This window comes from Corynebacterium gerontici (genome assembly GCF_003813985.1).
Lineage (GTDB): Bacteria > Actinomycetota > Actinomycetes > Mycobacteriales > Mycobacteriaceae > Corynebacterium > Corynebacterium gerontici.
The window spans coordinates 1,319,879-1,344,867 of sequence record NZ_CP033897.1; the positions used below are offsets into that span (position 1 = coordinate 1,319,879).

At 57.0% G+C, this 24,989-nt stretch carries 26 protein-coding genes and 7 tRNA genes; 19 read left to right on the forward strand and 14 right to left on the reverse strand.

What is annotated here, in order from left to right; genetic code table 11:
- Nucleotides 1-18 precede the first annotated feature (18 nt).
- The 4 genes from CGERO_RS06170 to CGERO_RS06185 form a co-directional block, all read right to left on the reverse strand.
- Nucleotides 19-1,248 (reverse strand): Dyp-type peroxidase, encoded by a 1,230-nt coding sequence (locus CGERO_RS06170; RefSeq protein WP_245998791.1) that lies wholly within the window; start codon nt 1,246-1,248, stop codon nt 19-21.
- A 46-nt stretch (nt 1,249-1,294) separates the two neighbouring features.
- A complete protein-coding gene (locus tag CGERO_RS06175) occupies nt 1,295-1,921 on the reverse strand; it encodes a copper chaperone PCu(A)C (RefSeq protein ID WP_123934244.1) in 627 nt (208 codons plus the stop codon).
- 31 nt (nt 1,922-1,952) lie between these two features.
- Nucleotides 1,953-2,522: a copper resistance CopC family protein gene (locus tag CGERO_RS06180; protein WP_164470276.1), complete on the reverse strand. Its 570-nt coding sequence runs from the start codon at nt 2,520-2,522 to the stop codon at nt 1,953-1,955.
- 228 nt (nt 2,523-2,750) lie between these two features.
- Nucleotides 2,751-2,822: transfer RNA gene (locus CGERO_RS06185), tRNA-Val, on the reverse strand.
- Between the two features lie 234 nt (nt 2,823-3,056).
- On the opposite strand from CGERO_RS06185, the gene CGERO_RS06190 reads away from it, so the two are divergent.
- From CGERO_RS06190 to msrB, 9 genes are all read left to right on the forward strand, one after another.
- Nucleotides 3,057-3,129: transfer RNA gene (locus CGERO_RS06190), tRNA-Gly, on the forward strand.
- A gap of 24 nt (nt 3,130-3,153) precedes the next feature.
- Nucleotides 3,154-3,225 (forward strand) — tRNA-Val (locus tag CGERO_RS06195).
- Nucleotides 3,226-3,255: 30 nt separating this feature from the next.
- A tRNA-Gly gene (locus tag CGERO_RS06200) sits at nt 3,256-3,328 on the forward strand.
- Between the two features lie 36 nt (nt 3,329-3,364).
- Nucleotides 3,365-3,435: transfer RNA gene (locus tag CGERO_RS06205), tRNA-Cys, on the forward strand.
- Between the two features lie 7 nt (nt 3,436-3,442).
- A tRNA-Val gene (locus CGERO_RS06210) sits at nt 3,443-3,514 on the forward strand.
- 25 nt (nt 3,515-3,539) lie between these two features.
- Nucleotides 3,540-3,615, forward strand: a tRNA-Gly gene (locus CGERO_RS06215).
- Between the two features lie 54 nt (nt 3,616-3,669).
- The gene (locus CGERO_RS06220; RefSeq protein ID WP_123934248.1) at nt 3,670-4,389 is read left to right on the forward strand and encodes a dihydrofolate reductase family protein; all 720 of its coding nucleotides are present in this window, start codon (nt 3,670-3,672) and stop codon (nt 4,387-4,389) included.
- A gap of 27 nt (nt 4,390-4,416) precedes the next feature.
- Entirely contained in the window at nt 4,417-5,685 is a 1,269-nt protein-coding gene (locus tag CGERO_RS06225) for a glycosyltransferase family 87 protein (protein WP_123934250.1), read from the forward strand.
- The gene (gene msrB / locus CGERO_RS06230; protein ID WP_123934252.1) at nt 5,686-6,087 is read left to right on the forward strand and encodes a peptide-methionine (R)-S-oxide reductase MsrB; all 402 of its coding nucleotides are present in this window, start codon (nt 5,686-5,688) and stop codon (nt 6,085-6,087) included.
- A 71-nt stretch (nt 6,088-6,158) separates the two neighbouring features.
- On the opposite strand, the gene hemQ is transcribed toward msrB, so the two are convergent.
- Complete coding sequence (hemQ, locus tag CGERO_RS06235) at nt 6,159-6,863, reverse strand: hydrogen peroxide-dependent heme synthase (protein ID WP_123934254.1); 705 nt, start codon at nt 6,861-6,863, stop codon at nt 6,159-6,161.
- Between the two features lie 244 nt (nt 6,864-7,107).
- Between hemQ and CGERO_RS06240 the strand changes: the two genes are divergently transcribed.
- Both CGERO_RS06240 and CGERO_RS06245 read left to right on the forward strand, forming a co-directional pair.
- The gene (locus CGERO_RS06240) at nt 7,108-7,701 is read left to right on the forward strand and encodes a DUF3000 domain-containing protein (RefSeq protein WP_377016492.1); all 594 of its coding nucleotides are present in this window, start codon (nt 7,108-7,110) and stop codon (nt 7,699-7,701) included.
- An 88-nt stretch (nt 7,702-7,789) separates the two neighbouring features.
- The gene (locus tag CGERO_RS06245; RefSeq protein WP_164470277.1) at nt 7,790-8,896 is read left to right on the forward strand and encodes an HRDC domain-containing protein; all 1,107 of its coding nucleotides are present in this window, start codon (nt 7,790-7,792) and stop codon (nt 8,894-8,896) included.
- On the opposite strand, the gene dxs is transcribed toward CGERO_RS06245, so the two are convergent.
- The 4 genes from dxs to dut form a co-directional block, all read right to left on the reverse strand.
- Nucleotides 8,893-10,785 carry a 1-deoxy-D-xylulose-5-phosphate synthase gene (gene dxs / locus CGERO_RS06250; RefSeq protein WP_123934258.1) on the reverse strand — a complete coding sequence of 631 codons (1,893 nt, stop codon included), beginning with the start codon at nt 10,783-10,785 and terminating at the stop codon, nt 8,893-8,895. The genes CGERO_RS06245 and dxs overlap by 4 nt on opposite strands.
- 119 nt (nt 10,786-10,904) lie before the next feature.
- The gene (locus CGERO_RS06255; RefSeq protein ID WP_123934260.1) at nt 10,905-12,173 is read right to left on the reverse strand and encodes a class I SAM-dependent RNA methyltransferase; all 1,269 of its coding nucleotides are present in this window, start codon (nt 12,171-12,173) and stop codon (nt 10,905-10,907) included.
- On the reverse strand, nt 12,170-12,922 hold the full coding sequence (locus CGERO_RS06260) for a DUF3710 domain-containing protein (protein WP_123934262.1): 753 nt from the start codon (nt 12,920-12,922) through the stop codon (nt 12,170-12,172). Before CGERO_RS06260 ends, CGERO_RS06255 begins: the two co-directional genes overlap by 4 nt.
- A gap of 66 nt (nt 12,923-12,988) precedes the next feature.
- Nucleotides 12,989-13,438: a dUTP diphosphatase gene (dut, locus tag CGERO_RS06265; protein WP_123934264.1), complete on the reverse strand. Its 450-nt coding sequence runs from the start codon at nt 13,436-13,438 to the stop codon at nt 12,989-12,991.
- Nucleotides 13,439-13,493: 55 nt separating this feature from the next.
- Between dut and CGERO_RS06270 the strand changes: the two genes are divergently transcribed.
- Entirely contained in the window at nt 13,494-14,009 is a 516-nt protein-coding gene (locus CGERO_RS06270; protein WP_123934266.1) for a DUF3093 domain-containing protein, read from the forward strand.
- 76 nt (nt 14,010-14,085) lie between these two features.
- Here the strand turns inward: CGERO_RS06270 and CGERO_RS06275 are convergent, their stop codons facing one another.
- Nucleotides 14,086-14,379, reverse strand: coding sequence for a DUF4193 domain-containing protein (locus CGERO_RS06275; RefSeq protein ID WP_123936002.1), 294 nt, complete (start codon nt 14,377-14,379; stop codon nt 14,086-14,088).
- Nucleotides 14,380-14,698: 319 nt separating this feature from the next.
- Between CGERO_RS06275 and ppgK the strand changes: the two genes are divergently transcribed.
- Nucleotides 14,699-15,454, forward strand: coding sequence for a polyphosphate--glucose phosphotransferase (ppgK, locus tag CGERO_RS06280; protein ID WP_123934268.1), 756 nt, complete (start codon nt 14,699-14,701; stop codon nt 15,452-15,454).
- A gap of 217 nt (nt 15,455-15,671) precedes the next feature.
- Nucleotides 15,672-17,333 carry an RNA polymerase sigma factor gene (locus CGERO_RS06285; RefSeq protein ID WP_245998793.1) on the forward strand — a complete coding sequence of 554 codons (1,662 nt, stop codon included), beginning with the start codon at nt 15,672-15,674 and terminating at the stop codon, nt 17,331-17,333.
- 61 nt (nt 17,334-17,394) lie between these two features.
- On the opposite strand, the gene CGERO_RS06290 is transcribed toward CGERO_RS06285, so the two are convergent.
- Genes CGERO_RS06290 through CGERO_RS06300 form a run of 3 tightly spaced genes read right to left on the reverse strand, consistent with a single transcriptional unit; the run spans nt 17,395 to nt 19,759 of the window.
- A complete protein-coding gene (locus CGERO_RS06290; protein WP_123934272.1) occupies nt 17,395-17,778 on the reverse strand; it encodes a DUF4190 domain-containing protein in 384 nt (127 codons plus the stop codon).
- A 32-nt stretch (nt 17,779-17,810) separates the two neighbouring features.
- On the reverse strand, nt 17,811-19,523 hold the full coding sequence (locus CGERO_RS06295; RefSeq protein ID WP_123934274.1) for a DEAD/DEAH box helicase: 1,713 nt from the start codon (nt 19,521-19,523) through the stop codon (nt 17,811-17,813).
- A complete protein-coding gene (locus CGERO_RS06300) occupies nt 19,520-19,759 on the reverse strand; it encodes a DUF3039 domain-containing protein (RefSeq protein ID WP_123934276.1) in 240 nt (79 codons plus the stop codon). The genes CGERO_RS06295 and CGERO_RS06300 overlap by 4 nt, the downstream gene beginning before the upstream one ends.
- A gap of 58 nt (nt 19,760-19,817) precedes the next feature.
- On the opposite strand from CGERO_RS06300, the gene CGERO_RS06305 reads away from it, so the two are divergent.
- The 5 genes from CGERO_RS06305 (at nt 19,818) to galE (ending at nt 23,739) form a co-directional block, all read left to right on the forward strand.
- On the forward strand, nt 19,818-20,303 hold the full coding sequence (locus tag CGERO_RS06305) for a DUF3099 domain-containing protein (RefSeq protein WP_123934278.1): 486 nt from the start codon (nt 19,818-19,820) through the stop codon (nt 20,301-20,303).
- Nucleotides 20,300-20,749 carry a D-aminoacyl-tRNA deacylase gene (gene dtd / locus CGERO_RS06310; protein WP_123934280.1) on the forward strand — a complete coding sequence of 150 codons (450 nt, stop codon included), beginning with the start codon at nt 20,300-20,302 and terminating at the stop codon, nt 20,747-20,749. Before CGERO_RS06305 ends, dtd begins: the two co-directional genes overlap by 4 nt.
- Nucleotides 20,750-20,888: 139 nt before the next feature.
- Nucleotides 20,889-21,878: a sigma-70 family RNA polymerase sigma factor gene (locus tag CGERO_RS06315; protein ID WP_123934282.1), complete on the forward strand. Its 990-nt coding sequence runs from the start codon at nt 20,889-20,891 to the stop codon at nt 21,876-21,878.
- 181 nt (nt 21,879-22,059) lie between these two features.
- On the forward strand, nt 22,060-22,737 hold the full coding sequence (locus tag CGERO_RS06320; RefSeq protein ID WP_123934284.1) for an iron-dependent transcriptional repressor DtxR: 678 nt from the start codon (nt 22,060-22,062) through the stop codon (nt 22,735-22,737).
- Between the two features lie 15 nt (nt 22,738-22,752).
- A complete protein-coding gene (gene galE, locus CGERO_RS06325; RefSeq protein ID WP_123934286.1) occupies nt 22,753-23,739 on the forward strand; it encodes a UDP-glucose 4-epimerase GalE in 987 nt (328 codons plus the stop codon).
- Between the two features lie 3 nt (nt 23,740-23,742).
- Here the strand turns inward: galE and CGERO_RS06330 are convergent, their stop codons facing one another.
- On the reverse strand, nt 23,743-24,786 hold the full coding sequence (locus tag CGERO_RS06330; protein WP_123934288.1) for a DUF4192 domain-containing protein: 1,044 nt from the start codon (nt 24,784-24,786) through the stop codon (nt 23,743-23,745).
- Nucleotides 24,787-24,989 lie beyond the last annotated feature (203 nt).

Below are 24,989 nucleotides of genomic sequence, written 5' to 3' on the forward strand. Positions count from 1 at the left end.
CATCTTAGCGTTCGCCCACTAGCTTTGAAGCAACGAGGCTGCCCAGTATGGTTCTGAACCGCCTTCCTCGGTGCCCGGAACGACGGCATACATCGCGGAGCCAATGTGGGTGATCCATTCGTTGAGCCGGTCGCTGGCGTCCAGGCGTCGTTGGATTGGGATGAATTGTTTTCGGGGATCTTTCTGATAGCAGCAGAAAACCAACCCTGCATTCGAGAGTTCTTCACTTCCCGGCAGCGGCGGCGCATCGTAGTTGTATGCCCGACGCAACAGTTTCTGTTGTGGCGCGTCGCTGGGCGGCGCGGCAAGTGCCATGTGGCTGCGAGGATCGATCACAGGCAAGCCGAGTCCGTCTTTTTTGTCAAAGTCTGCGGTATCGAATTCGTCCTCTTGGCCGAGTGGTGCCCCCGAATTCAGCGTGCGTCCGACGGCAACTTCACGGGATTCCCGATCAAGCTTTTCCCACTTATCTAGATTCATGGCGATCCGCCGGACAATCAGGCACGATCCCCCACGCAACCACTTCGGCGAATCGTCGTCATCATCGATCCACACCTGGGCGTCATATTCCTCTTCGGAACGCGGATTGACGGTGCCGTCTTTTTGCCCGAAAAGATTTCTGGGCGTAGCTTCTGGTTCTTTCACGCCGGGTGCGTTCAGAAAGCCTTGTTGTAACCAGACTTGCTGGGCGTAGTCAACGCTAGATCGGATCATGTGACGAGTGGCGAATGCCAGCATGACCGGATCATCGCAGCATACTTGCAACACGATGTCGGTTTGCCCCCACTCCGGACGCAACTGATCCTTGGAGAATTCAAGGGTTTCATTCATCCAGGACGGCCGCTGCTTGCTCTTTCCCACGATGTCGAAGAAACGCGGCCCAACGCCACAGGTGATGGTGAGATTGCTTGGGTTCGAAACCATCTCGGGCTCAAGGCTTCCCAGGGGATTCTTCCCCTGCGTGAGCCTTCTGGCGTCCTCTGTCCACAAACTGAACAAACGGCGCGCATCGTCGATGCCTACACCGGCTCGCAGATTCAACCCGATGACGTTGAGCTGTGCGGCCGGAACGGTTTGCACCCCGGCCTGATGCGATCCGTCAAAGGCGACGGTGCTGGAACCCACTTCACACGCAGCTCCCGAATCCGGCTGCGGAGCATTTGCATGAGCGGGCGCTGTTCCAGCGAGCACCGCGGCTCCGGAGACCACCGTTGCGGATTGGAGGAATCCCCGGCGGCTGATAGGCATTGATGTGAAGTGTTGAGGTTCCATGGTCGCTTAGATCCCTGGGGAATTAGTGATGGTCGGCGTGATCTGCTTCGTCACCGTGATCCATATGTTCCATATGATCCATCTCGGTGCTTTGCTGATCGCCCTTGTCATTGCCGTAGTTTTCTTGTCCAGCACCGATGGTACGAACGGGTACGTCAGAAACTTCGACGCTGGTGCCGTCGGCCAGCTCGATGGTGAGGTTCACTTTGTCACCCGCTTTGATCGGCTGCTTCAGCCCCATCACCATCATGTGCTCTTTGCCCGGCTCCAGCACGAGACTTTCGCCAGCAGGAATGACGTACCCGCCTTCCTTTTGGCGCATGACGCCGTCCACAACCTCGTGGAGTTCGAACTTCTGAGCGTCAATGTTGGCCTTGAATCCGGTGACATTGACGTCCTGGTCGCTGTCATTGTGAATGGTGCCGAAGATCGCAGTCATGTCCTTGCCATCTTCCGTTGCCTTGACATAAGCGTCAGACAGCGTGATCTTGGCTTCTTCGGCCGCCTTCGTCGAGGTCTCCCCATCAGACGTAACGGTCACGCTACTGGGTGTTGCGGCATCCTTCTCTGCATTGGAGCATGCTCCCAACACCAGACCTGCCGCAGCCAAACACGCAATCGTCGAAGCACCGAGCTTGTTCAGTTTCATCAATTCACCTTTCATCAATGAGTAGCTTGTTTTAGAGATCGCGCCGTTTTTTCACTGCAACGACGAGCACACCGAGCAGCATGACGGCGGCAGCGATGCCAGCGAACAGTCCAAAGTTGGAGGTCTGCTCGGTATCCGCGTTCGCGTCTTGGCTTTTCGACGCCGACGCTTCTTCCTTCGCCTCTGGCTTTGCGGTAGACGGGGTCACGTCACCTGTGCTGGACACTTCAAACACGATCTTGCCGCGCGTGGCGTGCCCATCGGAAGATGTGATCTGATAGCCAAGCTGATACTTGCCTTCGCCGGCACGTTTATTCTCTGGCACGGGCAACGAAGCAACTTGGCCATCAACTGTGGGCTCGCCGGTGAGGATCTGCTCGCCGGAGCCCAGGTCCGTGAGGGCGAAGGTGTTGAAATCGGGTTTGATCAGCCCCGAGAACTCCAGCGACACCTCGGAAGGAAATTCCTTCACCACCGCGCCATCCTTTGGATTGGAATCCAAGACGGCGTCGTGGGCATAAGCGGGCAGCGGGGCTGCAAGTACTGCGGCCGCCCCTAGAACCGCAGCCCACCGACGGGTGCGTGGCACAGATTTCAACACAGGTAGTTCTCCTTCTTTTGGTCTAAAACTGAGCCACCAAAGCTTGTGGTGACGCTCATTCACCTTACGCCCATTGCTTCGCAAAAAGCCTTTGCAATGCAGTGAAATTTATGCACGACCGTCTAATAGTCGCAATTGAAGGGTCGAGAGTTCCCACACCATTGCAACCCCACCCCCAAAATGGTCCATGCAACGAAAAAGCACCCAGTGGGTTACTGGGTGCGTCGGTGGTCCTAGCTGGGATCGAACCAGCGACCTTTCCGGTGTGAACGGAACGCTCTTCCACTGAGCCATAGGACCGTGCAGCGCTTGCTGCGCCACTTAAGCTAACACGAGGAATTGACAGAAACCTAATTGGCCTGAACAAACCAACTTTCGCCGCGCGACCGACCCCGCAGTAAGCCCGATTCACACCCCGCCGGAGCGTGGGACGGCATTTCAAACGGCATACCTCAACGACACCGCAACCTACCTGCTGATTTGGCAGTTTCTTCGACAAAGGGCTAATGTTCTTTAGCGCAACAGCAGTTGTATGCGGATGTAGCGCAGTTGGTAGCGCATCACCTTGCCAAGGTGAGGGTCGCGAGTTCGAGTCTCGTCATCCGCTCATTTCCATATCAATGGAATACCCGCGCGTTTAGCTCAGCGGGAGAGCGCTTCCCTGACACGGAAGAGGTCACTGGTTCGATCCCAGTATCGCGCACACAGTGGAACACACCACTTAAAAAAGTATGCGGATGTAGCGCAGTTGGTAGCGCATCACCTTGCCAAGGTGAGGGTCGCGAGTTCGAGTCTCGTCATCCGCTCCGGTACATCAATGGGTGCCAGGCGGCAACGTCAATGGTGGAATGGCCGAGTGGTGAGGCAACGGTCTGCAAAACCGTGCACACGGGTTCGATTCCCGTTTCCACCTCAGTGCGGCGCGTTTAGCTCAGCGGGAGAGCGCTTCCCTGACACGGAAGAGGTCACTGGTTCGATCCCAGTATCGCGCACACAGTGGAGTGATCCACTAAGCATGCGGATGTAGCGCAGTTGGTAGCGCATCACCTTGCCAAGGTGAGGGTCGCGAGTTCGAGTCTCGTCATCCGCTCCATAATCACCGCGGCGTCGACTACGGCGTCGCGGTTTTTCATGCCATGATGACTCAATGAGCTCCTCAGCCTTCAGCACGCCCGAGGCTTTCGCGCAGCATCACCTCGGGCCGGACAACCCAAAGGAACTGCGCCTGGTGTGCATCAGCAGCATCGGCGGAGCATCCACTATCGACGGCGTTTCCGGGCCCCTCGGCAATGACGAAGACTCGTCGATGCTCAAAGCGCTCAGGGATTGGGCCGATGCCGTACTGGTCACCGCAGCCACCGCCCAAGCTGAGCGCTACACCGATATTCAAGTCGGTGATCGAAACACACGGGAGGCACGAAACCAGAGGGACCGAGCACAACTTATCTTGCTTAGTGAAAGCCTCGAATTCTCCGTACCGGCCAAGAACTTTTCTGTGCTCAGCCCGTACTCTGAATCCCCAACGTGGCAGCAGCGTGCCGCAGCGCTGGAAGCATCAGGACACCAGGTATTTCCCTATCGTGGCGAAGTTGCAAACGCCATCCGTACACTTCATCACGCGGGGTTTGGGCGCATCGTCTGCGAAGGCGGCCCTTGGCTGTACACGGCACTGGTGCGCAGCGGATGCGTCGACAAGCTTTTTTACACCCTCTCCCCTACGCTCCTGGCCCCCATCGCGCACCCACTTTTTCAAAGCGCGTCAGAACAAGGTGCACCATTGCGCCTCGAACTCGAGGCGCTCGACACCACCTCGGATGGAACAGTTTTCTTGCGCTACCGAAATTCCCGGCGGGTGAGCCACGAATAGCAGCGCTTCTGCCTTAGGCTGGTCTGCGTGAACAAGCCCGTAACGCAACGCTCGAGCCTGCTACAACCGCACCGCTTCCCCGCCGCGCGACCCCTGCGCCCCGCCTGGCAATGGGATGCTCGTGCCAATATGGCACTGTGGCCAATCGCCATCATGGTGGTGCTCCACAAAATTTTCGTCTTTGGAGCCAATGGGGCAACAACCGACGACTACTCGACGGTGTACAACGCCCTACGACGCGCAATCACCGGCGTGCCAATTTATTCGGAGAATTACGACTCCGTCGTGCCGCATTACCTCTACAACCCGGGCGCCACGCTGCTACTCATGCCCCTGGCATGGACTGATAACCTCAGCGCAGCCCGACTGCTGTTCATCATCTTGAATGGCGTATGCATTGTGCTCGGACTGTGGTTGCTTGCCCGGCTCTTCGGATTTGGGAATCGTTCATGTGTCATTCCCGCATCCATCGCGTTGGCATTCATGACAGAATCAGTGGGCAACACCCTGGCTTTTTCCAACATCAACGGCATGCTCTTTTTCGCGCTCGTTAGCTATCTCTGGGCAGTATTGCGCAACAAGAAGGTGGCCGCTGGGGTGATCTTGGGCTTTATGATCCTGATTAAGCCAGTATTTGCGCCACTGCTTTTCATCCCGCTCGTGCTCGTGTGGTGGCAACCCTTTGTAGCGGTTGCTGCGGTGGTCATTGGCTTCAACCTCCCGGCCTGGTTCATCTTGCCCGGCACAAATGAATACCTCACGAGAACCGTGCCCTACCTGAGAATTGTCCGCGATTACTCAAATAGTTCACTGCGGGGCATGGGTGTGTATTTCGATACGCCATCGTGGATCATCGTCCCGCTCTGGCTCGGATTCGCGGTGCTGGCGCTGTTTGGGCTCGCAGCACTACTGCGCTGGCGCAACAGCGACGGCCTCCTGTGGCTGTGCACCACGAGCTCCCTCCTGCTCGTCTCCGCATTTTTCCTCTCCTCCTTGGGGCAGATGTATTACTCGATGATGCTCTTCCCCCTGCTGTTCACCGTCTTTCTGCCGCGCAGCGCAATGCACAATCCTCTAGCCTGGCTTGCCGTGTACCTCTTCCTTTCTCCCTCGGAGTGGTATTCAATGTTCTGGGACTGGCTCAACGTCAGCCGATTCTTCGAATTGTTCCGAGCGACCTACGGCTGGGGCATGCTCATCATCGTTATCAGCGTCAGCGCGCTAGTGTGGGCTCTGCCGCAGGCAAAGCACCAGCACGCAGAAATATCCACCAACGACCTTGAAAAGAGGGCATAGATGAACTTCCAACCATTAAGCGAATCGGAATGGCGCGCCAAGCTCACGCCCCAGGAATTCCATGTGTTACGCGAGGCGGGAACCGAAGCCCCATTTAAAGGCGAGTACACGGACACCACAACAGAAGGCATCTACTCTTGCCGGGCATGCGGAAATGAACTTTTCCGATCGGATCAAAAATTCAGTGCTCATTGTGGATGGCCGGCATTTTTCTCTCCACTGGCAGGCGACAAAGTTATCGAACGCGAAGACACGTCACTTGGTATGCGTCGCACTGAAGTTTTATGCGCACAGTGTCAATCTCACTTAGGACACGTCTTTGAGGGCGAGGGGTACGACACTCCAACGGATCTTCGTTACTGCATTAACTCCATTGCCATGCGCTTAGAGCCCAAGGAATAATCAGCGAATGCTACGGCCCGGCCGACTCGTTTTTGAGTCCGCCGGGCTTTTGGCGCTTTTGCGTTTCCCCGTTACGGCAGCACCGCGATGAGTTCTTCTACGTCATCAACACGGCGACCAGTCAGGAATGGAATCTCCTCACGAACATGTAGTCGAGCGTCCGTGTAACGCATTTGGTGCATGAGGTCCACGATGCGATGCAGTTCTGGGGCCTCGAACGCGAGGATCCACTCGTAATCGCCCATAGCAAATGCAGGCAAAGTGTTGGCTCGAACATCGGGATAATCACGAGCTGCCATGCCGTGCTCCGCAAGGATACGACGGCGCTCCTTGGGATCCATCACGTACCAATCATAGGAACGAACGAAGGGGTACACGGCGCACCAGCGACCGGGATCCTCACCCATGATGAAGCTGGGAAGGTGTGACTTGTTGAACTCCGATGGGCGGTGGAGGGAATTACCGATCCAAAACACCTCGCTCAGTTGGCCGAGGGTGGTTTCACGACGGAAATCGTTATATACCTTTTGTAGATCAGAGAACTCTTCTGCGATCCACCAGATCATAAAATCCGCTTCGGCGCGGCAGCCGGTGATGTCATAAATGCCACGGATGGTGACAACGCCTTCATCAGCGATGTTCTGGAAAAACTCTCGTGCCTGAGCGATGATCTGATCACGCTCGGTACCGAGCGCTCCCGGGATAGCTCGGAAGCTCACCACCTGGGAGTACGCCTGAATTGCATTCAGCTTGTCAAAGTCCAACTTTTCAGCCATGGACATGTCCTTTCTGTAGATCGCTGGCGGCGACCGCCGTCAGTTCTTGCGTGCCGAAGCGCCACAGTTTGAGTTCCACTACAGGCCATTCGGCTGGCATTGATGTCAATCATATGGTTGATTTCGCGCGCGCGCCAAAAGCGCGTGCCTTCTGAGCGTTGAGGCCTTTTGAAAACCCAATACGAACAAGTCCTCTCCGCTCCTCCGGCGCGCCTTCACAAATGAGCGTCGAAAACAACCTAGGTTGGGGCGTGTGAATGACTCTCAAGCGACGACGAGCAGCGAAGCCCAACCAGAGGCTTTTGCCCGCGCGGTGGAATCAATGCACACTGCGAAGCTTCGACCGGAAATCAGCCTGAGCACCGTGCGTCCCCCACAGCGCCTGGCCCCTTTCAGCCACGCCGTTGGACTTGAGGTCCTCCGAAGCGAAGATGATCACACCTCCGGCGATGCCTTCGGGCGCCTCATCGTCTTGCACGATCCGAAATCTGATGACGCTTGGGCCGGGGACATGCGAATGGTTGCATATATTCAAGCCGACATGGACGACACCCTCGCGGGCGATCCACTCCTGCCGAGTGTGGCTTGGCAATGGCTCAACGAAGGCTTAGCGGAAGGACACGCCGAATTTACCCATCTGGGTGGCACTGTTACTTCCACGGCATCGGAACGCTTTGGTGACATTGGTGGCCCCAACCGCGCCTTTCAACTGGAAATGCGTGCTTCCTGGACCGCCACGTCGGAGAATCTGAGCCCTCATGTCGAGGCATTCTCTCGAGTACTTGCCATGTTCGCCGGCATGCCCCCTGAGGGCGTAAGCGCGCTACCAGGCCGCTAGGCCAACAAAAACCTCCGCTTACCTTATGCCGACCATGCTAAATATCCCCCGGGAGGGGATACCGAAGCTCAGCGTAACACCGGGCCAAATGCGCAAGGCAGAGCGACGGCTTCGAGCTGGCACCGGACGCATCGCTGTGGATACTGAACGCGCGGGCGGGTTTCGCTATGACGACCGCGCCTTCTTGCTACAGCTTCGCCGTTCGGGTTCCGGCACTCTTCTTATTGACACCGAAACGCACCGGGAGATCGTCGCACCAGCGCTTGCAGAGGCACTCACTACCGAATGGGTTCTGCACGACGCATCGACGGATCTACCCAGTCTACGGGCCCTTGGGCTCAAACCCACCGGAATTTTCGATACAGCTATTGCAGCTCGCCTATTGAATATCATGCCGTACCGACTGCCGGAACTGTGTGCGCATTTCCTCGGGGTGACGATGCGGAACAACCACGGACAGGAAGATTGGTCTCGTCGTCCGCTCCCACAATCCTGGCTGAATTACGCTGCATTGGACGTGGAAATGCTCCTCGAGCTGGCAGATGCCTGCGAGGCTGCGCTTGCTCAGGCGGGAAAGTTGGACTGGGCAGCCCAAGAGTTCACACACATTCTGCAGATTCCCTCGCCACAACCTTCTTGGGAGACCTCAAAACCGGCGAGAACCTTGAAACGGCCTCAGGAACTCGCCATCGTTCGCGGACTTTGGCAGCGACGAGACACGATGGCTCAGGCGATGGATGTGGCTGCACACCGCGTATTACCTGACAAAGCAATCGTTGCGATTGCGAAGGCCCAACCGAGCTCTGTCGGGCAGTTGGCACGATTGCCGGACTTTCCCGCGGAGCTCCGCCGGCACGCGGGTCAATGGCTTGCCGCTTCTCAGGCGGGACTGTCGCAGCGGCCCTGGCCTAAAGCTCATGCCCGCCCAAGTACACCAAGCCAACGCGATTGGGAGAAAAAATATCCCGATACTTTCGCAATAGCGCGCGAAGCCGAAACATTACTGGGAGCGCTCCACCAGAAAGTTAACGTGCATGAGGACAGCATCGTTAGCCGTAAAGCGCTCAGGTCGATCTTGTGGGCGATCATGCACCGCGGAGTGAGCCCTGAAGAAGCACAGCAGCAGCTAGCATTGCGTCCCTGGCAAATGGAGCTGATCACACCGCTTTTGGCCGCTGTGCTGCCAGCAACCTAGAACAGGTTGTGCGCCCACTCCAAAGTCTGCGCCCGGATCCCCTCAGCATCCATCTGCATCACTTTTAGGAGCTGCTCGCGGCTCTGGTGCAGCGGGAAGATCTCGGGGAAGGCGATATTGCGTACTGGAGTGTCCACTTCCGTGGCGCTGAGCGTTGCGTTGATAGCGCTGCCGATGCCTCCGTTGATCACCCCGTCTTCGATAGTGACCACAAGATCGTGATCGTCAGCCAAGGCTGCCAGGCTCGGTGCCACCGGAATGACCCAGCGGGGATCCACCACCGTCACGTTCAGCCCCTCGTTACGAAGTTGTTCAGCAGCATCGAGGGCAAAACTCGCCATTGCACCGACAGCGATCATCAGCACACTGGGGGTATCATCTTCCCCGTCTGCATCGAGATACGCCAATACATCTACGCCGTCTTCGAGCTGATGCACGGGTTCAATGACTGCGGGAAGATTGCCCTTAGGAAAGCGAACAACACTCGGGCCTTCGATGTCCAGGGAGGCGTCGAAAAGCTCCTTGAGCTGCTCGCCGTCCCTCGGAGCTGCCACATGAATGCCAGGCACCACACTGGTTATAGCGAAATCCCATACTCCGTTGTGGCTTGCTCCATCGGATCCAGTCACCCCGGCGCGATCGAGCACAATGGTTACCGGTTGCTCCAGTAAACCCACATCCATGAGCAATTGATCAAATGCCCGGTTGAGGAAGGTGGAATAGATGGCCACCACTGGATGCATGCCTCCGAGCGCCAAGCCGGCGGCTGAGGTTAGGGCGTGTTGTTCGGCAATACCGACATCGAAGAAGCGATCGGGAAATTCCTCTCCGAATGCCGAAAGCCCGGTGGGACCCGCCATCGCAGCCGTGATGGCAACGACGTCTTCACGGCGGCGGCCAGCCTGCACCAGAGCTTTGCTGAACACCGAGGTCCATCCCGGGCTCTTGGTTCCCACCGGTTCACCAGTTTTGGGGTTGATCACGCCGGTGGAATGCATCAACTCGGCCACATCGTTTTCAGCCGGGGCATATCCGCGGCCCTTCTCTGTGACCATATGGACGATGAGCGGGCCCTCGTAATCGCGCGCGTAACTCAAGGCGTGCTCCACTGCTTCAACATTGTGTCCATTGACTGGCCCGATATACTTCATGCCCAGGTCGGGAAACATTTCAGTTGGCAAGACAGTAGACTTGACGCCTTCTTTGAAAGCGTGGAGTGCCTCAAAAGTGCGTTCCCCGAACCAACCCAAAGATTTGAGTGTGGACTTCCCTTGCTCCATCACCTTGTCATAGAAAGGTACCGTACGCAGTTGGGCAAGGTTGGCGGCGAAACCACCGATCGTCGGCGAGTAGCTGCGCCCGTTATCGTTTACTACGATCACGACGTTGCGCTTGTTCCCGCCCGCAATATTGTTCAGCGCCTCCCAGCACATGCCGCCGGTGAGGGCGCCGTCGCCAACCACGGCCACGACCTTGCGGTGCTTTTCTCCGCGCAATTCAAACGCCTTCGCCAATCCATCAGCGTAGGACAGCGCCGCGGAAGCATGAGAAGATTCTGTCCAGTCATGCTCGGATTCCTCACGGCTGGTGTATCCCGAGAGCCCGTCTTTTTGACGAAGCTGATCAAATCCTTCCTTGCGGCCCGTCAGGATCTTGTGCACGTAGGACTGATGTGAGGTATCAAAAATGATGGGATCTTCCGGAGACTGGAATACCCTGTGCAGCCCGAGCGTCAGTTCCACAACACCCAGATTTGGCCCAAGGTGACCGCCCGTGGCCGATACCTTCTCAACCAGGAAATCTCGGATTTCCTGCGCCAACTCTGTCACTTCGTGCAGGCTGAGCGCACGGAGGTCTTCGGGAGTGGAGATTCTTTCCAGAACACTCATGGGCGAAAAAAGCACCCTTTCTGTGCGGCGAGAGATAATGTTGTCACCTCACGCAAATCATCATTGTTTTTCAAACCGGGTGATACCGGAGTGGCTAGTGCAGGCTTCGTTTCATCCTACTAGGCAGCCCCTCGCGCTGACGCATTTCCATATTTGCCTGGCATTTCGGGGCGAAGGCTCGCGATCGCTTCACAATGGTGAGTCTCGGGAAACGCATCCACGACGAACAACTGTTCCACCACGTACCCATTGGTCTTCCAAGCACCAAGATCGCGCGCAAATGTTGCGGCATCACAACCGATGTGCACCACCGTCGACGGCTGCTTGCCCGCTATCGCCTCTACCACCTCGGCTCCTGCTCCCTTACGCGGGGGATCTAGCAGCACAACGTCGGGGGTGGGCAGCGTCTCAACCAGCTTTTCGACGTCCCCCGTATGGAACTCCACCCTGTTCTCCAGGTATTGCCCCTGGAATGCACGTTGACCAGCGAGTGCCGCACCTCGCGATGCTTCCACACTGTGGATCCAAGCGTTGGGCAGAGCCTTCGCCAAAGCGGGGGCAAAAGCTCCGACTCCGCCATAAAGATCCCAAGCAGTGGTCCAAGCCGGCTCGGCGTGGATGAGCAAACGCTGGATCAGCTCGGAATACTTCGACGGCGCTTTCTCGTGAGCTTGCCAAAACGCAGTCGTGGGCAAAGTGAAGGTCACACCCTCAAGCTCGTGCTTCACTTGCGGCTCGCCTACGAGGATCTCTTCCACCTTTTCGCTACGTTTGCCACGAGGAGCGTTTTTGACCGCCGCAATACTGACTTCTCCGTCATCACCGCGAGCTGCTACCACTTCCGATCCGGGAGTTTGAACACCAATGTGCTGTAATGCCTCCACCAATTCAGGAACCGCCTGAGCACAGAGCGCTTCCGTCACCACCTCGCGAGAACGGGCCTTTCGCATGCCCACCTCGCCGTGAGGATTTACGCCGAGCCGCAGGCGCGTGCGCCACCGAGAGACTCGGCCGAGTGAAATCTGCTCAACGTGAGCTTCGTCGAGCTTTACCCCGCCGAGCTTGGCCATCTGATTCAGCAGAATCTTGGTTTTGATCTGGAGTTCCTGGCTTGGATCGATTGTTCCAAAATCACAGCAGCCCGCGCCTGCCGCGGCAGCGGCGCAGCGCTGTGGAACACGCAGCGGGGAGGGCTCGATAACGCTGGACAATTCGGCTTTTGCGAAGCGCTTTTTTACCTGCGTTAAACGCGCGGTGCACGTATCGCCGGGCAAGCCGCCTTGCACAAAAATGACTCGTCCGTCCAGATGCGCAATTCCCTCGCCACCATAAGCGAGATCATCAATCTGAAGCGTGACTCCCTGGCCACGTTGCAGTTCTTGGCTCACTCGGAAGCCTGACCTTGCTCCGTAGCTTGTTGCTGGCGACGCTGCAGCTCCTGCTGCACTTGAGCCGCCAAAGGTGCTGGCAACGCCACCGGCAGCGACTCGCCAGCAAGAATCGGTGCGTCGCCACGGTTCACAAAGGTGCGTGCCATCATCTCGCGCGCAAGCTCAGCAGCTTGCTCAGCGCTTGCTTCAGGTGCCGCCACCGTCACTCGAAGCATCCAGCGAGGCCCATCCGCACCAATGACTCGGACAATGTTTGACTGCTCAGCATCTAACCGTCCAATGATCTCCCGCCCAAACGGGCCCTGTTCCGTGGTAACCAGCAGCCCATCATTACGCATGCTCTCTGTGGTTTCTTTGGCAAGCTTGCGCCACTGTCCACCCGAAGCGGGAGCCGCGAATGCTACGGGGGTAAAACGCCCATATTCACTGAGAATGTGCAACATCCTCGGGCCGGTCTCGCCCATCTCAACCTGTACTTGTGCTTCCTTCGGCAACGCAATCACCATGGAGCCGAGGTTCAACGCCGCTTGGGAGAAATCGCTGAAGTCAAAATCTTCAAATTCGTGCTCCTGGGCATCAAACGGCCCATCAGCACCAAGGCGCCCCTCGTAAGGCTGGTCCTGCGTATCTACCTCGTCTTCAGCAAGCGGCGAATCGACGGCTGCTTCAGCGGGCCCGGCGTGTTCGAAGGAAGCGGGGCTTGGTTGCTCCTCATTTTCCCTTTTGCCAAATGGCCATAGTCCCATGTGTTGTCCTTTCCTGGGGCATCTCGAGATACCAACGTGGCGTTCTCGCTAGGTGTTTGCTTCAGCCTAACCGCTGATGCCGGTGGAGCCGTATCCACCGTTGCCGCGATCGGTTTGATCTAGCTGTTCAACTTCTTCAAATTCCGGCAACAGCACTTCCTGTACCACCAACTGCGCGATGCGATCACCACGATGAATTTCTATCGGCTCCCGTTGGTCGAAGTTGATCAGGCAGACCTTAATTTCACCTCGATAATCAGCATCCACGGTGCCGGGGGTATTCACAATGCTCAACCCGTGTTTGAGCGCCAAACCTGAACGCGGGTGAATCAACCCGACGGTTCCAACCGGCAACGCGATCGCAATACCGGTACCTACCAAGGCACGTTCGCCAGGCATCAGGGTGGCGTCCGTAGCTGCGTAGAGATCTACGCCGGCGTCGCCTCGGTGTGCGCGTTTTGGCAAAGGCAAATCGGGATCGAGGCGTTTGATCGCAATTGTGAGGTCTGTTTGCATACCGCTACCCTATCGAAGCCTGCTAGGTGTGACACTGCGGGTAAGGTGTTGGGCTGTGAATGCGAAGCAAGAAGGTTCAGCGAAGCTCCTGTACGAAGAACGCCAGTGGGTGCCCTGGTACTGGTGGTTGCTCGCCGCCGGTATCGTTGCCTTGGTCACCCAAATGCTAGCGATGAACCGTTCCGAACTGTGGCTTTATGTGCCGGCCGTTGTGCTCAGCGCTCTAGCACTGTGGATCCTGCTGAGCCTGTCATCCACAAGCATCAAGATCGAACAAGATCCAGATGGCACACGGTGGCTCACCACCGGCGAAGTTAATTTGCCGCACACGGTGGTTGAAAAATCTCTGGTGGTGCCGGAGAGCGCGAAAAGGAATGCCATGGGTCGCCAGCTGGATCCGGCAGCTTTCCTCATTTCTCATGATTGGGTCAAAGAAATGGCGATGTTCGTCCTAGACGATCCAGAAGATCCAACGCCCTACTGGCTCGTCTCTTCAAAGAATCCGAAAGCCCTCGTGCGAGCATTCGTACCCGAGCAGGCAGAAAGCGCTATTGACGCTTCGAAGCGCTGAGACCATGAACGCGGACAAGGCGCTCACGCCTATTGGTGTGAGCGCCTTGCCTTCGGGGGGGGGGGGGAACCGCAGTCTATGCGCAATCCTGGCAGATGATGGTTCCGTCGTCTTCTACGTGATCGATGCGGTTTTTGCGCTGCACAATGAAGCAACTGGAACAGGTGAATTCGTCCTGGCGGCGTGGCACCACGGGACCGGATAGCTCCTCGCCGGAAAGGTCCAGCGTTGGCAGATCAAAGGATTCGATGATCTCGCCATCATCATCCATGTCGTCGAGGGATGCCTCGGCGCTTTTGAGCCCCTCGAGGGAGTCAGTCTCCAACTCGTCTTCCACGCTTGCTCGGGGCGCGTCGTAATCCTTGGCCATGCAGCTCGCTTTCGTCATGTGACGCTCGGGCAATAACGCATCGAACATCACGCACTCTTGCTTATCGTGGCGCATATTAAGCCATGTTCGCCAAGTTGTCACTTCCCTCGCCGGCAACCCCTATTCGGGGGTGGACACATTTTCGAGCGGAACTCGACAAAGATTGCCGCTGAACAGGCATTTTAGCACTATCCGGCAAGCCTCATCCTCCCTACGCCCCACCCGGACGGCTCACCAGCAACACCGCAAGACCTCCGCCAATAAGAAAACATTGAATTTTCCGCTTTGATTTGTTCGGAACGTTTGTAGACTCTTGGCCATGACGAACATCGGTTTTGGCATTGACGTTGGCGGATCTGGCATCAAAGGCGCACGAGTTGACCTTGATACCGGCGAATTCGTCGGAGACCGCATCAAGATCCTGACTCCGAAGCCGGCTACGCCCACCGCCGTGGCCGAAACCATCAAGGAAATCCTCACCCAAGCCGAGTGGGATGGTCCAGTAGGCATCACCCTCCCTAGCGTCGTTCGCGATCAGAAGGCACTGACAGCCGCCAACATCGATCCTTCTTGGATCGACTGTGACCTCCGGGCACTCATGTCAGAGCATCTTGGGGCAGAACGCGAAGTCTCCGTGCTGAACGACGCAGACGCGGCAGGGCTTGCCGAAGCCCGCTTTGGCAACCCCAAAGCCCGCGAAGGAGCAGTGATTCTTCTCACCCTCGGAACTGGCATCGGCTCTGCGTACCTCATTGACGGCACTTTGGTTCCCAACACTGAGTTCGGGCACATGGTGATAGACGGAAAGGAAGCCGAACACTTCGCATCTTCTGCTGCAAAAGAACGTGAAGATCTGTCCTATTCTAAGTGGGCTAAGCGGGTATCAAAGGTGCTCAATGAGTACGAGCGGCTCTTCTGGCCATCACTATTCATCGTTGGTGGGGGTATCTCCCGGAAGTCCGAAAAGTGGGTACCCAAACTCAGCGTTGAAACCCCGGTGGTTCCTGCAGAGCTTCGCAACCGGGCCGGAATCGTCGGGGCGGCTATGGCCGTCGATCAGCATCTCCACCCCTAAGGGTGGGTGCCATTTCACGCCTCCGATACTTGACAAACACGCCCCAATCAACACACGGGCGTGTTTTGCTTTATAATGGCGCTTTGTCCAACTCAAGGCAGAAGGCAGCGCGCAAATACCTGCGCGCCTCATGAGTTTTGAGGGCAGTTGCATACCACCGCGCAATCGCTCCCCTCATGGTGGCCTCGCTGAATATAGACCTATCGAAAGGGCGTACGTGGCAGCCACTGAGCATTCAGAATCCTCCGCAACGGCACGCACTACAGGCGACGTTGAAGCCGGCGCTGTGAAGAAGACCGCCAAGAAAACGGCGGCGAAAAAGAGCACCCGGAAGGTCACCCGCAAGGTGTCCCCGAAGGCCACCACCGCAGCAGTTGATGCCAATACCGAGGCAGCCGGCGGCTCCGAAGGATCCGAAGCCACCGGTGCCAAGACTGCCGCTGTCAAAAAGACGGCTACAAAGAAAGTAGCGAAGAAGACAGCTAAGAAGGCCACGCGGAAGGTGAGTCAAGCTACGGCGAAGGCCGAGGATGCGCAGCAAGAATCAGCTGATGCTTCTGAACAGGCATCTTCCAAGAAGACCGCTACAAAGAAGGCAGTGAAGAAGACCGCCAAGAAATCTGCCAAAAAGACGGCAAAGAAGGCGACAAAGACTGCGAAGAAAACTGCCAAAAAGTCCACGAAAAAGGCAGTTGAGGAAACGAAACCCGCCGAAGATCTCGAAGTCACCCAGTCTGATGAAGTGCTGGACAACGACGCCATCGATGAAGATGATCTGCCAGGTGTTCACGATGACCTCGACGAGGACATGGACGAGAATTCCTTGGATGATACCGAGGAAGATGAGCAGGACGATGAGGACGAGGACGACGGTTCCTCTGTGTGGGATGAGGACGAGTCTGCTGCCCTGCGCCAAGCACGTAAAGACGCCGAACTTTCCGCTTCCGCAGACTCCGTCCGCGCGTATCTGAAGCAAATCGGCAAGGTCGCACTGCTGAATGCCGAGCAGGAAGTGTCTTTGGCCAAGCGAATCGAGGCCGGCCTTTACGCCACGTACCGCATGGAGCAGATGGAGGAGGCCTTCAATAACGGTGATAAGAACGCCAAACTGACTCCTGCCGTCAAGCGCGATCTACGCGCGATTGCTCGTGATGGACGCAAGGCAAAAAATCACCTACTCGAGGCAAACCTGCGCCTCGTGGTGTCTTTGGCAAAACGCTATACCGGCCGCGGCATGGCATTTCTGGATCTCATCCAAGAGGGCAACCTTGGCCTGATTCGCGCCGTGGAGAAATTCGACTACACCAAGGGCTACAAGTTCTCGACGTATGCAACGTGGTGGATTCGCCAGGCCATTACCCGCGCCATGGCTGACCAGGCTCGAACCATTCGCATACCGGTGCACATGGTGGAGGTCATCAACAAGCTTGGCCGCATCCAGCGCGAGTTGTTGCAGGACCTGGGGCGTGAGCCCACCCCGCAAGAGCTTGCGAAGGAAATGGATATCTCTGAGGAAAAGGTTCTCGAGATCCAGCAGTATGCCCGCGAGCCAATTTCGCTTGATCAAACCATTGGCGATGAAGGCGATAGCCAGCTCGGTGATTTCATCGAAGATTCTGAAGCCGTAATTGCCGTCGATGCGGTGTCCTTCACGCTGCTGCAAGATCAGCTTCAGGATGTGCTTCATACCCTCACCGAGCGCGAAGCGGGCGTTGTGAAGCTTCGCTTCGGCCTCACCGACGGTATGCCACGCACACTCGACGAGATCGGTCAGGTGTATGGCGTGACTCGAGAGCGTATTCGCCAGATCGAGTCGAAAACCATGTCGAAGCTACGCCACCCTTCGCGTTCGCAAGTCCTGCGGGATTACCTGGACTAAACGTTCGCGACATAAAAAAACGCCAGAGCTTTCCCATAGGCTCCGGCGGTTTTTTGCGTTGCTAGCGAGTGAACTCTTGCTCCAGGCACTGCCTCATGGCATCGTCGTCTGGCGCATCTTGGCACTTCGCAAAGGAATACAGCGCGTAGTAGAGAGCTGCTGCAGAGATCAACGCGACCACGATCGAGAGCACCAATCCTCCGATGGCAAAACCTTTGCGTTTATGCTTCGGCGTCGGATATTTCCTCGCCTTCACCAAAGCAATGATGCTCAGCACCAACGCGACGAGAGCGGGTATCAGGGCAAATGGTCCGATGAGCAAAATGGATACCCCTGCTGCAACGGCGATCCATAGGGCCCACTTGGCCAACTTGTTCTCCCCCATCAACTCTGGGTGTTGTTGGCTGTCTATCTCTCCTGGGTAGGGTGCCGGTGGTTGCGCCATAGCAGTATCAGTGTCCTTTAAACAAGTCGCGGTTACCAACGACGAAGGTAGTCGATTCGTGCCTGCAATTGCTCCGCTGAACATAGAGCGGTTGGCGGGCCACCGCACTGAGTGCGGATCTCAGTATGGATCGCGCCATGCGGTCTACCTGTGCGCGAAGCAGCCATAGCGACCAGTGTATTGAGTTCTTTTCGTAGCCTCGGAATTTCCTCGCTCGCTACGTTGGATCCGGATCCTCCAGTATCGGTGTTGTTCGAGGCAGCTGCCTCGCCCACTTGCTTTTGCGCCGCTTCGGCGTCCCGCCGATCGAGTTGTTCGCTCTGTCGTTTGCGCAGCAACGCACGCATCTGCTCGGCGTCCAGAAGCCCCGGAAGTCCGAGGTAATCCGCTTCTTCGTCGCTGCCGGCCAAGGTGCCGGTTCCATAAGAAGAACCATCGTAGATTAACGCATCAAGTTCAGCCTCAGCTCCGAGAGATTCATAGGAGCGCTCCTGTAGGTCGCGTTCGCTCTCCTTCTTGTTGGCAGCAGCGAGCAGGTCATCATCCCAACCTTCTTTTGGCCGATCTGGTTTACCCAGAACGTGATCACGGGAAGTCTCGAGTTTCGAAGCCAGATCGAGCAACACTGGAACCGACGGAAGGAAGACTGACGCCGTTTCCCCTTTCGCGCGCGAACGCACGAAACGTCCGATGGCCTGAGCAAAGAACAATGGTGTCGACGCGCTCGTGGCATACACACCGACCGCCAGACGTGGCACGTCGACGCCCTCGGATACCATGCGCACCGCCACCATCCATTCGTCGGTGGAGGCGTCGAATGCTTTAATGCGCTCCGATGAACCAGCCTCATCCGACAAAATCACCGCCACAGGTGTGGAGGAAAGTTGCTGCAAAATTTTTGCGTAGGCGCGAGCAGTTGTGGTGTCGGTAGCAATGACGAGTCCACCCGCGTCTGGAATGGTTTCTCGCAATTGCATCAAGCGCGTATGCGCCGCTTGAAGCACAGCGGGGATCCACTCCCCTTTCGGGTCCAACGCCGTTTTCCAGGCACGAGCCGTCTGCTCCGGGCTCATGACTTCACCCAATCGTGCGGCGTATTCTTCACCGGCACTTGTGCGCCAGCGAGCCTCACCTGAGTAAGCCAAAAAGACCACGGGGCGCACCACGGCGTCGGCAAGCGCATCAGCGTACCCGTACGTGTGATCAGCACGTGACACCAAGTAGCCCTCCCCTGTCTCCTCATAGCGGACAAAGGGGATCGCCGAGTCATCGGATCTGAACGGGGTGCCAGTAAGAGCTAGTCGACGCTCCGCGTCCCCATATGCTTCCCGGATGCCATCGCCCCAACTCTTCGCATCGCCGCCGTGGTGAATCTCATCCATGATCACCAGGGTCCGTTTCGCTGTGGCAAGCGCGTGATGCTTGAAGGGATGCATGGCCACCTGGGCGTAAGTCACCACGACGCCGTCATACTGCGGATTCAGGGCATCGGTGTTTTTGAACTTTGGGTCCAGGGACAGCCCGACTCGCGCCGCCGCACCGGACCACTGCACTTTGAGGTGTTCGGTCGGTACTACGACGATGACGCGATCAACGATTCGCTTGGAAGTCAGCTCGGTTGCAACCCGCAGGGCGAAGGTAGTTTTGCCTGCCCCGGGGGTAGCTACCGCCAGGAAATCTTTTGGAGACTGGTCAAGGTATTTACGCAGCGCTTGTTGCTGCCAGAGGCGAAGGTCTCCGCTCATTTCTTCCGAAGGCCTCGATAAATCCGTTCGCAGTCGGGACACACCGGCGAACCAGGTTTCGCCTGCTTCGTTACCGGAAAGGTTTCTCCGCATAGCGCCACCACCATGCGACCGGAGACTGCTGAATCAACAATCTGGTTCTTCTTCACGTAATGGAAGAACTTTGGCACATCTTGATCGGTGCCCAGATCTTCCCGAATTTCTGGCCGTTCAATGGTTTGGGTGCTCGTACTCACTCGATCTATCTTGCACCAATCTGCCCCGCTTTGGCTACGCAGACTACAGTTACAAATCATGGACAGGCATTCTCAGCATCCCGACGAGCGGTCCTCGCTCGTGCATGACGCGCAGCCTGTGGAACACACGCCCAGCACGCTGAAACGAGTGGGTCGAGCGATTCGGGGGCACAAGGTGGAGTTGGTCACAGACGCCCATCAGAGTCCAGAAGAAAATCGGCTGCACCGCGAGAAGGTGTACGCATGGCTCCAAGGATTGCGTGTACCGTTCCTGCTGGCCTCCGGCGTGGCTTATGTTTGGATGCACTCAGTACTGCTCTCCGCGATCCTATTTGCTATCTCGATTCCGCTTCCATGGATTGCGGTGGTGATCGCCAATGGGGTGGGAGAACGTCGAGATCCCCGCCAACCCGCAGTGTATAAGCCAGCTATTGCTAGGGAATACAACGAGTTCTTGCTTCAGCAACAACAGCAACAAGCGCTCGGTCGCGGCGATTCAGACACCATTATTGATCATGACCACGATGAGGAGCAGACACCATGAAAGCTGTGCTTACCCGAGTCAGCGAGGCGTCAGTTCGGGTTGAAGGGCAGATTGTCGGACAGATCATTTGCCCGGAAGGCGGCATACTCGCGCTGGTAGGAGTAGCCCGGGGAGACGGAGGCGAGAACGGCCTAGGAGGCGAAGCGGCAGCGACAATGGCGCGCAAAATCGCGGAACTCAGAATCCTCGATGGCGAAAAGAGTGTGGAGGAAACCGGTGCGCCCGTGCTTTTGGTGAGCCAATTTACACTGATGGGGCGGACTGCGAAAGGTCGGAGGCCGTCCTGGTCGGATGCTGCTCCGGGTGAAGAAGCGGCTCCCGTGATTGAACACATAGCTCAGCTCTTACGCGACCGTGGCGTTCATGTGGAGCAGGGACAATTCGGAGCAATGATGGAAGTGTCTTCAGTCAACCAAGGCCCCTTTACGGTGCTAGTGGAAGCTTAGGGGCTCCGAAGCTGCGGAGCCGTTTCCGCAGCTTGACACAATGCATTGCAGATCCTAGTCACGAACTTCCGTTGCCCGGAACTTTTTGTCCCGTTGGTGCGTTGAAAGAGGGAACGCGCCGATAGCTAGGAGGCCAGCAATGACGAACTCTTCATCTAAAGATTTCGACTCCGAGGATGTGGACCGCGGCAGCCGCCGAGGCCACACCAACGATAATCCCTCAGCGGACTTGGTGAGGGTGTACCTCAACGGCATCGGCAAGACGGCCCTGTTGAACGCGGAGCAAGAAGTGGAACTTGCCCAGACAATCGAAGTGGGCTTGTATGCAGAGCACCTGCTTGCGGATCCCGATCGTCATCTCACCCGCGCAATGAAGCGCGATTTAAAACATTTGGTCAAAGAGGGCCGAAAAGCTCGTTCACACCTGCTAGAAGCAAATTTGCGCCTTGTGGTGTCTTTGGCCAAACGCTACACCAATCGCGGTATGCCCTTGTTGGATTTGATCCAAGAGGGCAACCTCGGCCTCATCCGCGCTATGGAGAAGTTCGACTACACCAAGGGGTTTAAGTTCTCCACCTACGCAACCTGGTGGATCCGTCAAGCGATCACTCGCGGCATGGCCGATCAATCCCGGACGATCCGTCTGCCCGTCCACCTTGTTGAACAAGTGAACAAACTCTCCAGGATTAAGCGCGAGATGTATCAACATCTCGGCCGTGAGGCGACGAATGAGGAGCTGGCGGAAGAATCAGGTATCGAAGAAGCAAAGGTTGAGATGCTGCTTCGGCAGTCTCGAGATCCGGTGAGTTTGGATATGCCGGTGGGCGCGGACGAAGAAGCGCCGCTCGGCGACTTCATCGAGGATTCCGAGGCCACCGATGCCGAAGCCGCCGTCGTGGCATCGCTGCGCCATTCGGATATCCGGATGGTATTGGGCACGCTTGAGCAGCGCGAACAGGACGTCATTCGGTTGCGCTATGGCCTCGACGATGGTGTTCCGCGCACCCTCGACCAGATTGGCCGTCAGTTTGGTTTATCCAGGGAGCGCGTGCGTCAGATCGAGCGAGAGGTGATGGCAAAGCTTCGCGATGGCGATCGAGCGGCGAAGTTGCGCGCATACGCTTTCTAGCCCCCTCAATCAATCTTTCTTATTGGATTATCGATTTTTATCGCCTTATACTTTTTCTTGCTACGTGCTACGTGAAAGTTCGCGCTACGATGATGAGTGGATCGTGTCGTGACTCATGACACGCAGCACGACAACAACGCCGCACGCCTGGGTAGGCTAATGCTCAAAGAAGGGTGACACCATGAGGGATCTTGTCGATACCACCGAGATGTATCTGCGCACAATTTACGAACTCGAAGAAGAAGGCGTCACCCCTTTGCGCGCCCGCATCGCAGAGCGTCTGGAGCAGTCTGGCCCCACCGTGAGCCAAACTGTGGCGCGCATGGAGCGCGACGGTCTAGTGAAGGTCGCCAAAGATCGTAGTTTGGAGATGACGCCGGAGGGCCGCAAACTCGCCACCGCAGTTATGCGCAAGCATCGCCTGGCCGAGCGCCTTCTTACTGACATCATCGGGCTGGACATCAACAAAGTCCACGATGAGGCCTGCCGCTGGGAGCACGTCATGAGCGAGGAAGTGGAGCGCCGACTCGTCGGTGTCTTGGAACACCTCGATTCCTCCCCTTTCGGCAATCCCATCCCCGGTCTCGCGGAACTTGGGGTTCAGGAGCGGCCGCAACCGGCGCCGGCAGTTCGCGCGATCGACGCGGCCACCAACGAGGAACAACTCGTCACCGTCGTGCAATTCAACGAGATTCTTCAGGTGGACGCCGATGCGATGCACTCCTTAGCGAAAGCTGGCATCCATGTTGGCGACCAGGTAACGCTTTGGCTCGATCAGGATCATGTAATGCTGCGCAAAGGTGAGCATGAGGTAGAGCTTATCGACGATCTTGCGCACGCAATTCGCGTCGAGGTTTAAAGGGGAGGCAAGCTTATGAAACTTCTAGTGACCGGCGGAGCCGGCTATGTTGGCAGCGTCTGCGCAACCGTGCTCATCGAACACGGACACGATGTCACGATCATCGACAATCTCAGCACCGGCAACCGCGAAGCAATCCCCGCTCAAGCCACTTTTGTAGAAGGGGATGTGCGAAACCTCGCCAACGATGTGCTCGCCCAGGGCGGATTCGATGCCGTACTTCACTTTGCAGCGCGTTCACTGGTGGGCGAATCTGTTGAGGTACCCGCCGAATACTGGCAAGACAACCTCGTCACAACGCTAGCCTTGCTTGATGCCATGCGTGATCACGACGTAAAGAACCTCGTGTTTTCCTCAACTGCAGCGACCTATGGTGAGCCGGAAGAGGTACCCATTACGGAGGATGCGCCAACCAACCCCACCAACCCCTACGGAGCCACCAAGCTCTCCATCGACTACGCCATCACCTCTTACGCCAATGCCTACGGTCTTGGCGCAACAAGCCTTCGATACTTCAATGTAGCTGGCGCCTATGGCAATGTCGGCGAAAATCGTGAAGTTGAAACCCACCTCATCCCACTCGTATTGCAGGTCGCACTTGGCCATCGAGACAAGATCTTCATGTTCGGTGATGACTGGCCTACTCCGGACGGCACCCCGATTCGCGACTACATCCATATCGTCGATTTGGCGAAGGCACACATCCTTGCCATGGAAAGCAACAGCTCCGGCGAGCATCGCATCTTTAACCTAGGGTCTGGCGAAGGATACTCAGTTAAAGAAGTGATTGAGACCTGCCGCGAAGTCACTAAGCACAGCATCCCCGCCGAGGTAGCACCACGGCGCGCCGGCGACCCCGCAGTCTTGGTGGCCTCATCCGAAAAGGCGCAAACCGAGCTCGGGTGGAACCCCGAGCGGACCGATCTGCGAACAATCGTTGAAGATGCCTGGGCCTTCACTTCCCAGCTGGGTGAGCGCGCACACAGCGCAAAGCGGGTCTAATTCCTAAACAGTTCGTGCACCGCGTTTAAATGCACTCAGTGTGTGGTGGCTACCGCGGATAACCGCCCCGATCACCATTTCGCTTTCACCGCGTCGATAGCCAAGCTTGAGTAGATGGGTCAGTCGGTGCTCTGGACATTCCTCTTCGGCGCATTCGAGTGCGAAAGGAACCCGGAAGGATGCCGGTGTTCCCATCGAGCACACAGCGTACATACATAAAGCGTTAGCGCGGATGTCCCCATCGAAGCAGCGCGCAATCGCCAATGCTGCCAACCTCCCGGCGTCCCGGTCGCGCAGAAATGCTGCCACTGCAGCGTCTCGGAGCGAGACTGTCGCCATCCACACCCCCACTTCTTCGAGTATCTTCGCTTGAGTCTCTTTTGACTCCACATGACTGGCGATACTCATGCTGAGCCTATCCAATGCTGCATCGATGTCTTCTTCGCCGGCATGCAGTGCCGTTTGAAGTTGTTCGCCTCGATCTTGCAGTGTGGCTGTTTTGCTTCGCCTCCATTCGCGATTGGCCCACGCAGGGCGCTGCGCGAAGTACTCCCTCACCTCCTGACGGCTGAGCATTGGAAGCTCTCCCGCCTCAAGCAAAGCGTGCATGGAATTGCTCCTCGAGATCTCGGGAATGATCCCTCGCTGACAGCGCGCTCCGGCCGAAGCTTCATCTTGAACGATGGGCACGCGGTAGAATGGCTCACCGCTCGTGATGGATTGACAGAACCAACATTGTTGAAGCGGCAAGAGACCACAACCAGAAAGCGCACGCAGCAAGGACTGCAGGTGATCGATAAGTTCAGCATCGGCAGTGGCGCTGACTACGAAGGCAAAGGCCAGATCAATGTTGGCCCCCTCGAGAGCATCACCGACGTCGAAGGCGTAACGCAGATCGGCGAGGTCAAGACGAAGAACTGGGCCAAGCGCCCGTTTTCCGTTTCTCGCTGCCCCCAGTGTGACGATTACAAGCGATTCTTGGGGATAGTATCCGAGGATTCCCGGAATGTTGGCAAGGAGCGTTCCTGGTGTTTCGATGTCGTTCATGCTTCTCAGCCTGCGTGATGCCGCTCAGTGCCGCTAGCGCAACGCGTTTTCCACAGCGGTGCTCCGCCACCTCGTGCGAGTGCGAAGATTCCCCTCCCCTATTCAGGGCATGGCACTTGACCTGCTTGCTGCTTCGATAGAGACTAAGGGGTTTCCACGGGAACAAAGTGTTAGCGTGTGGCGTTGTGTGCAATAGTGCCAAC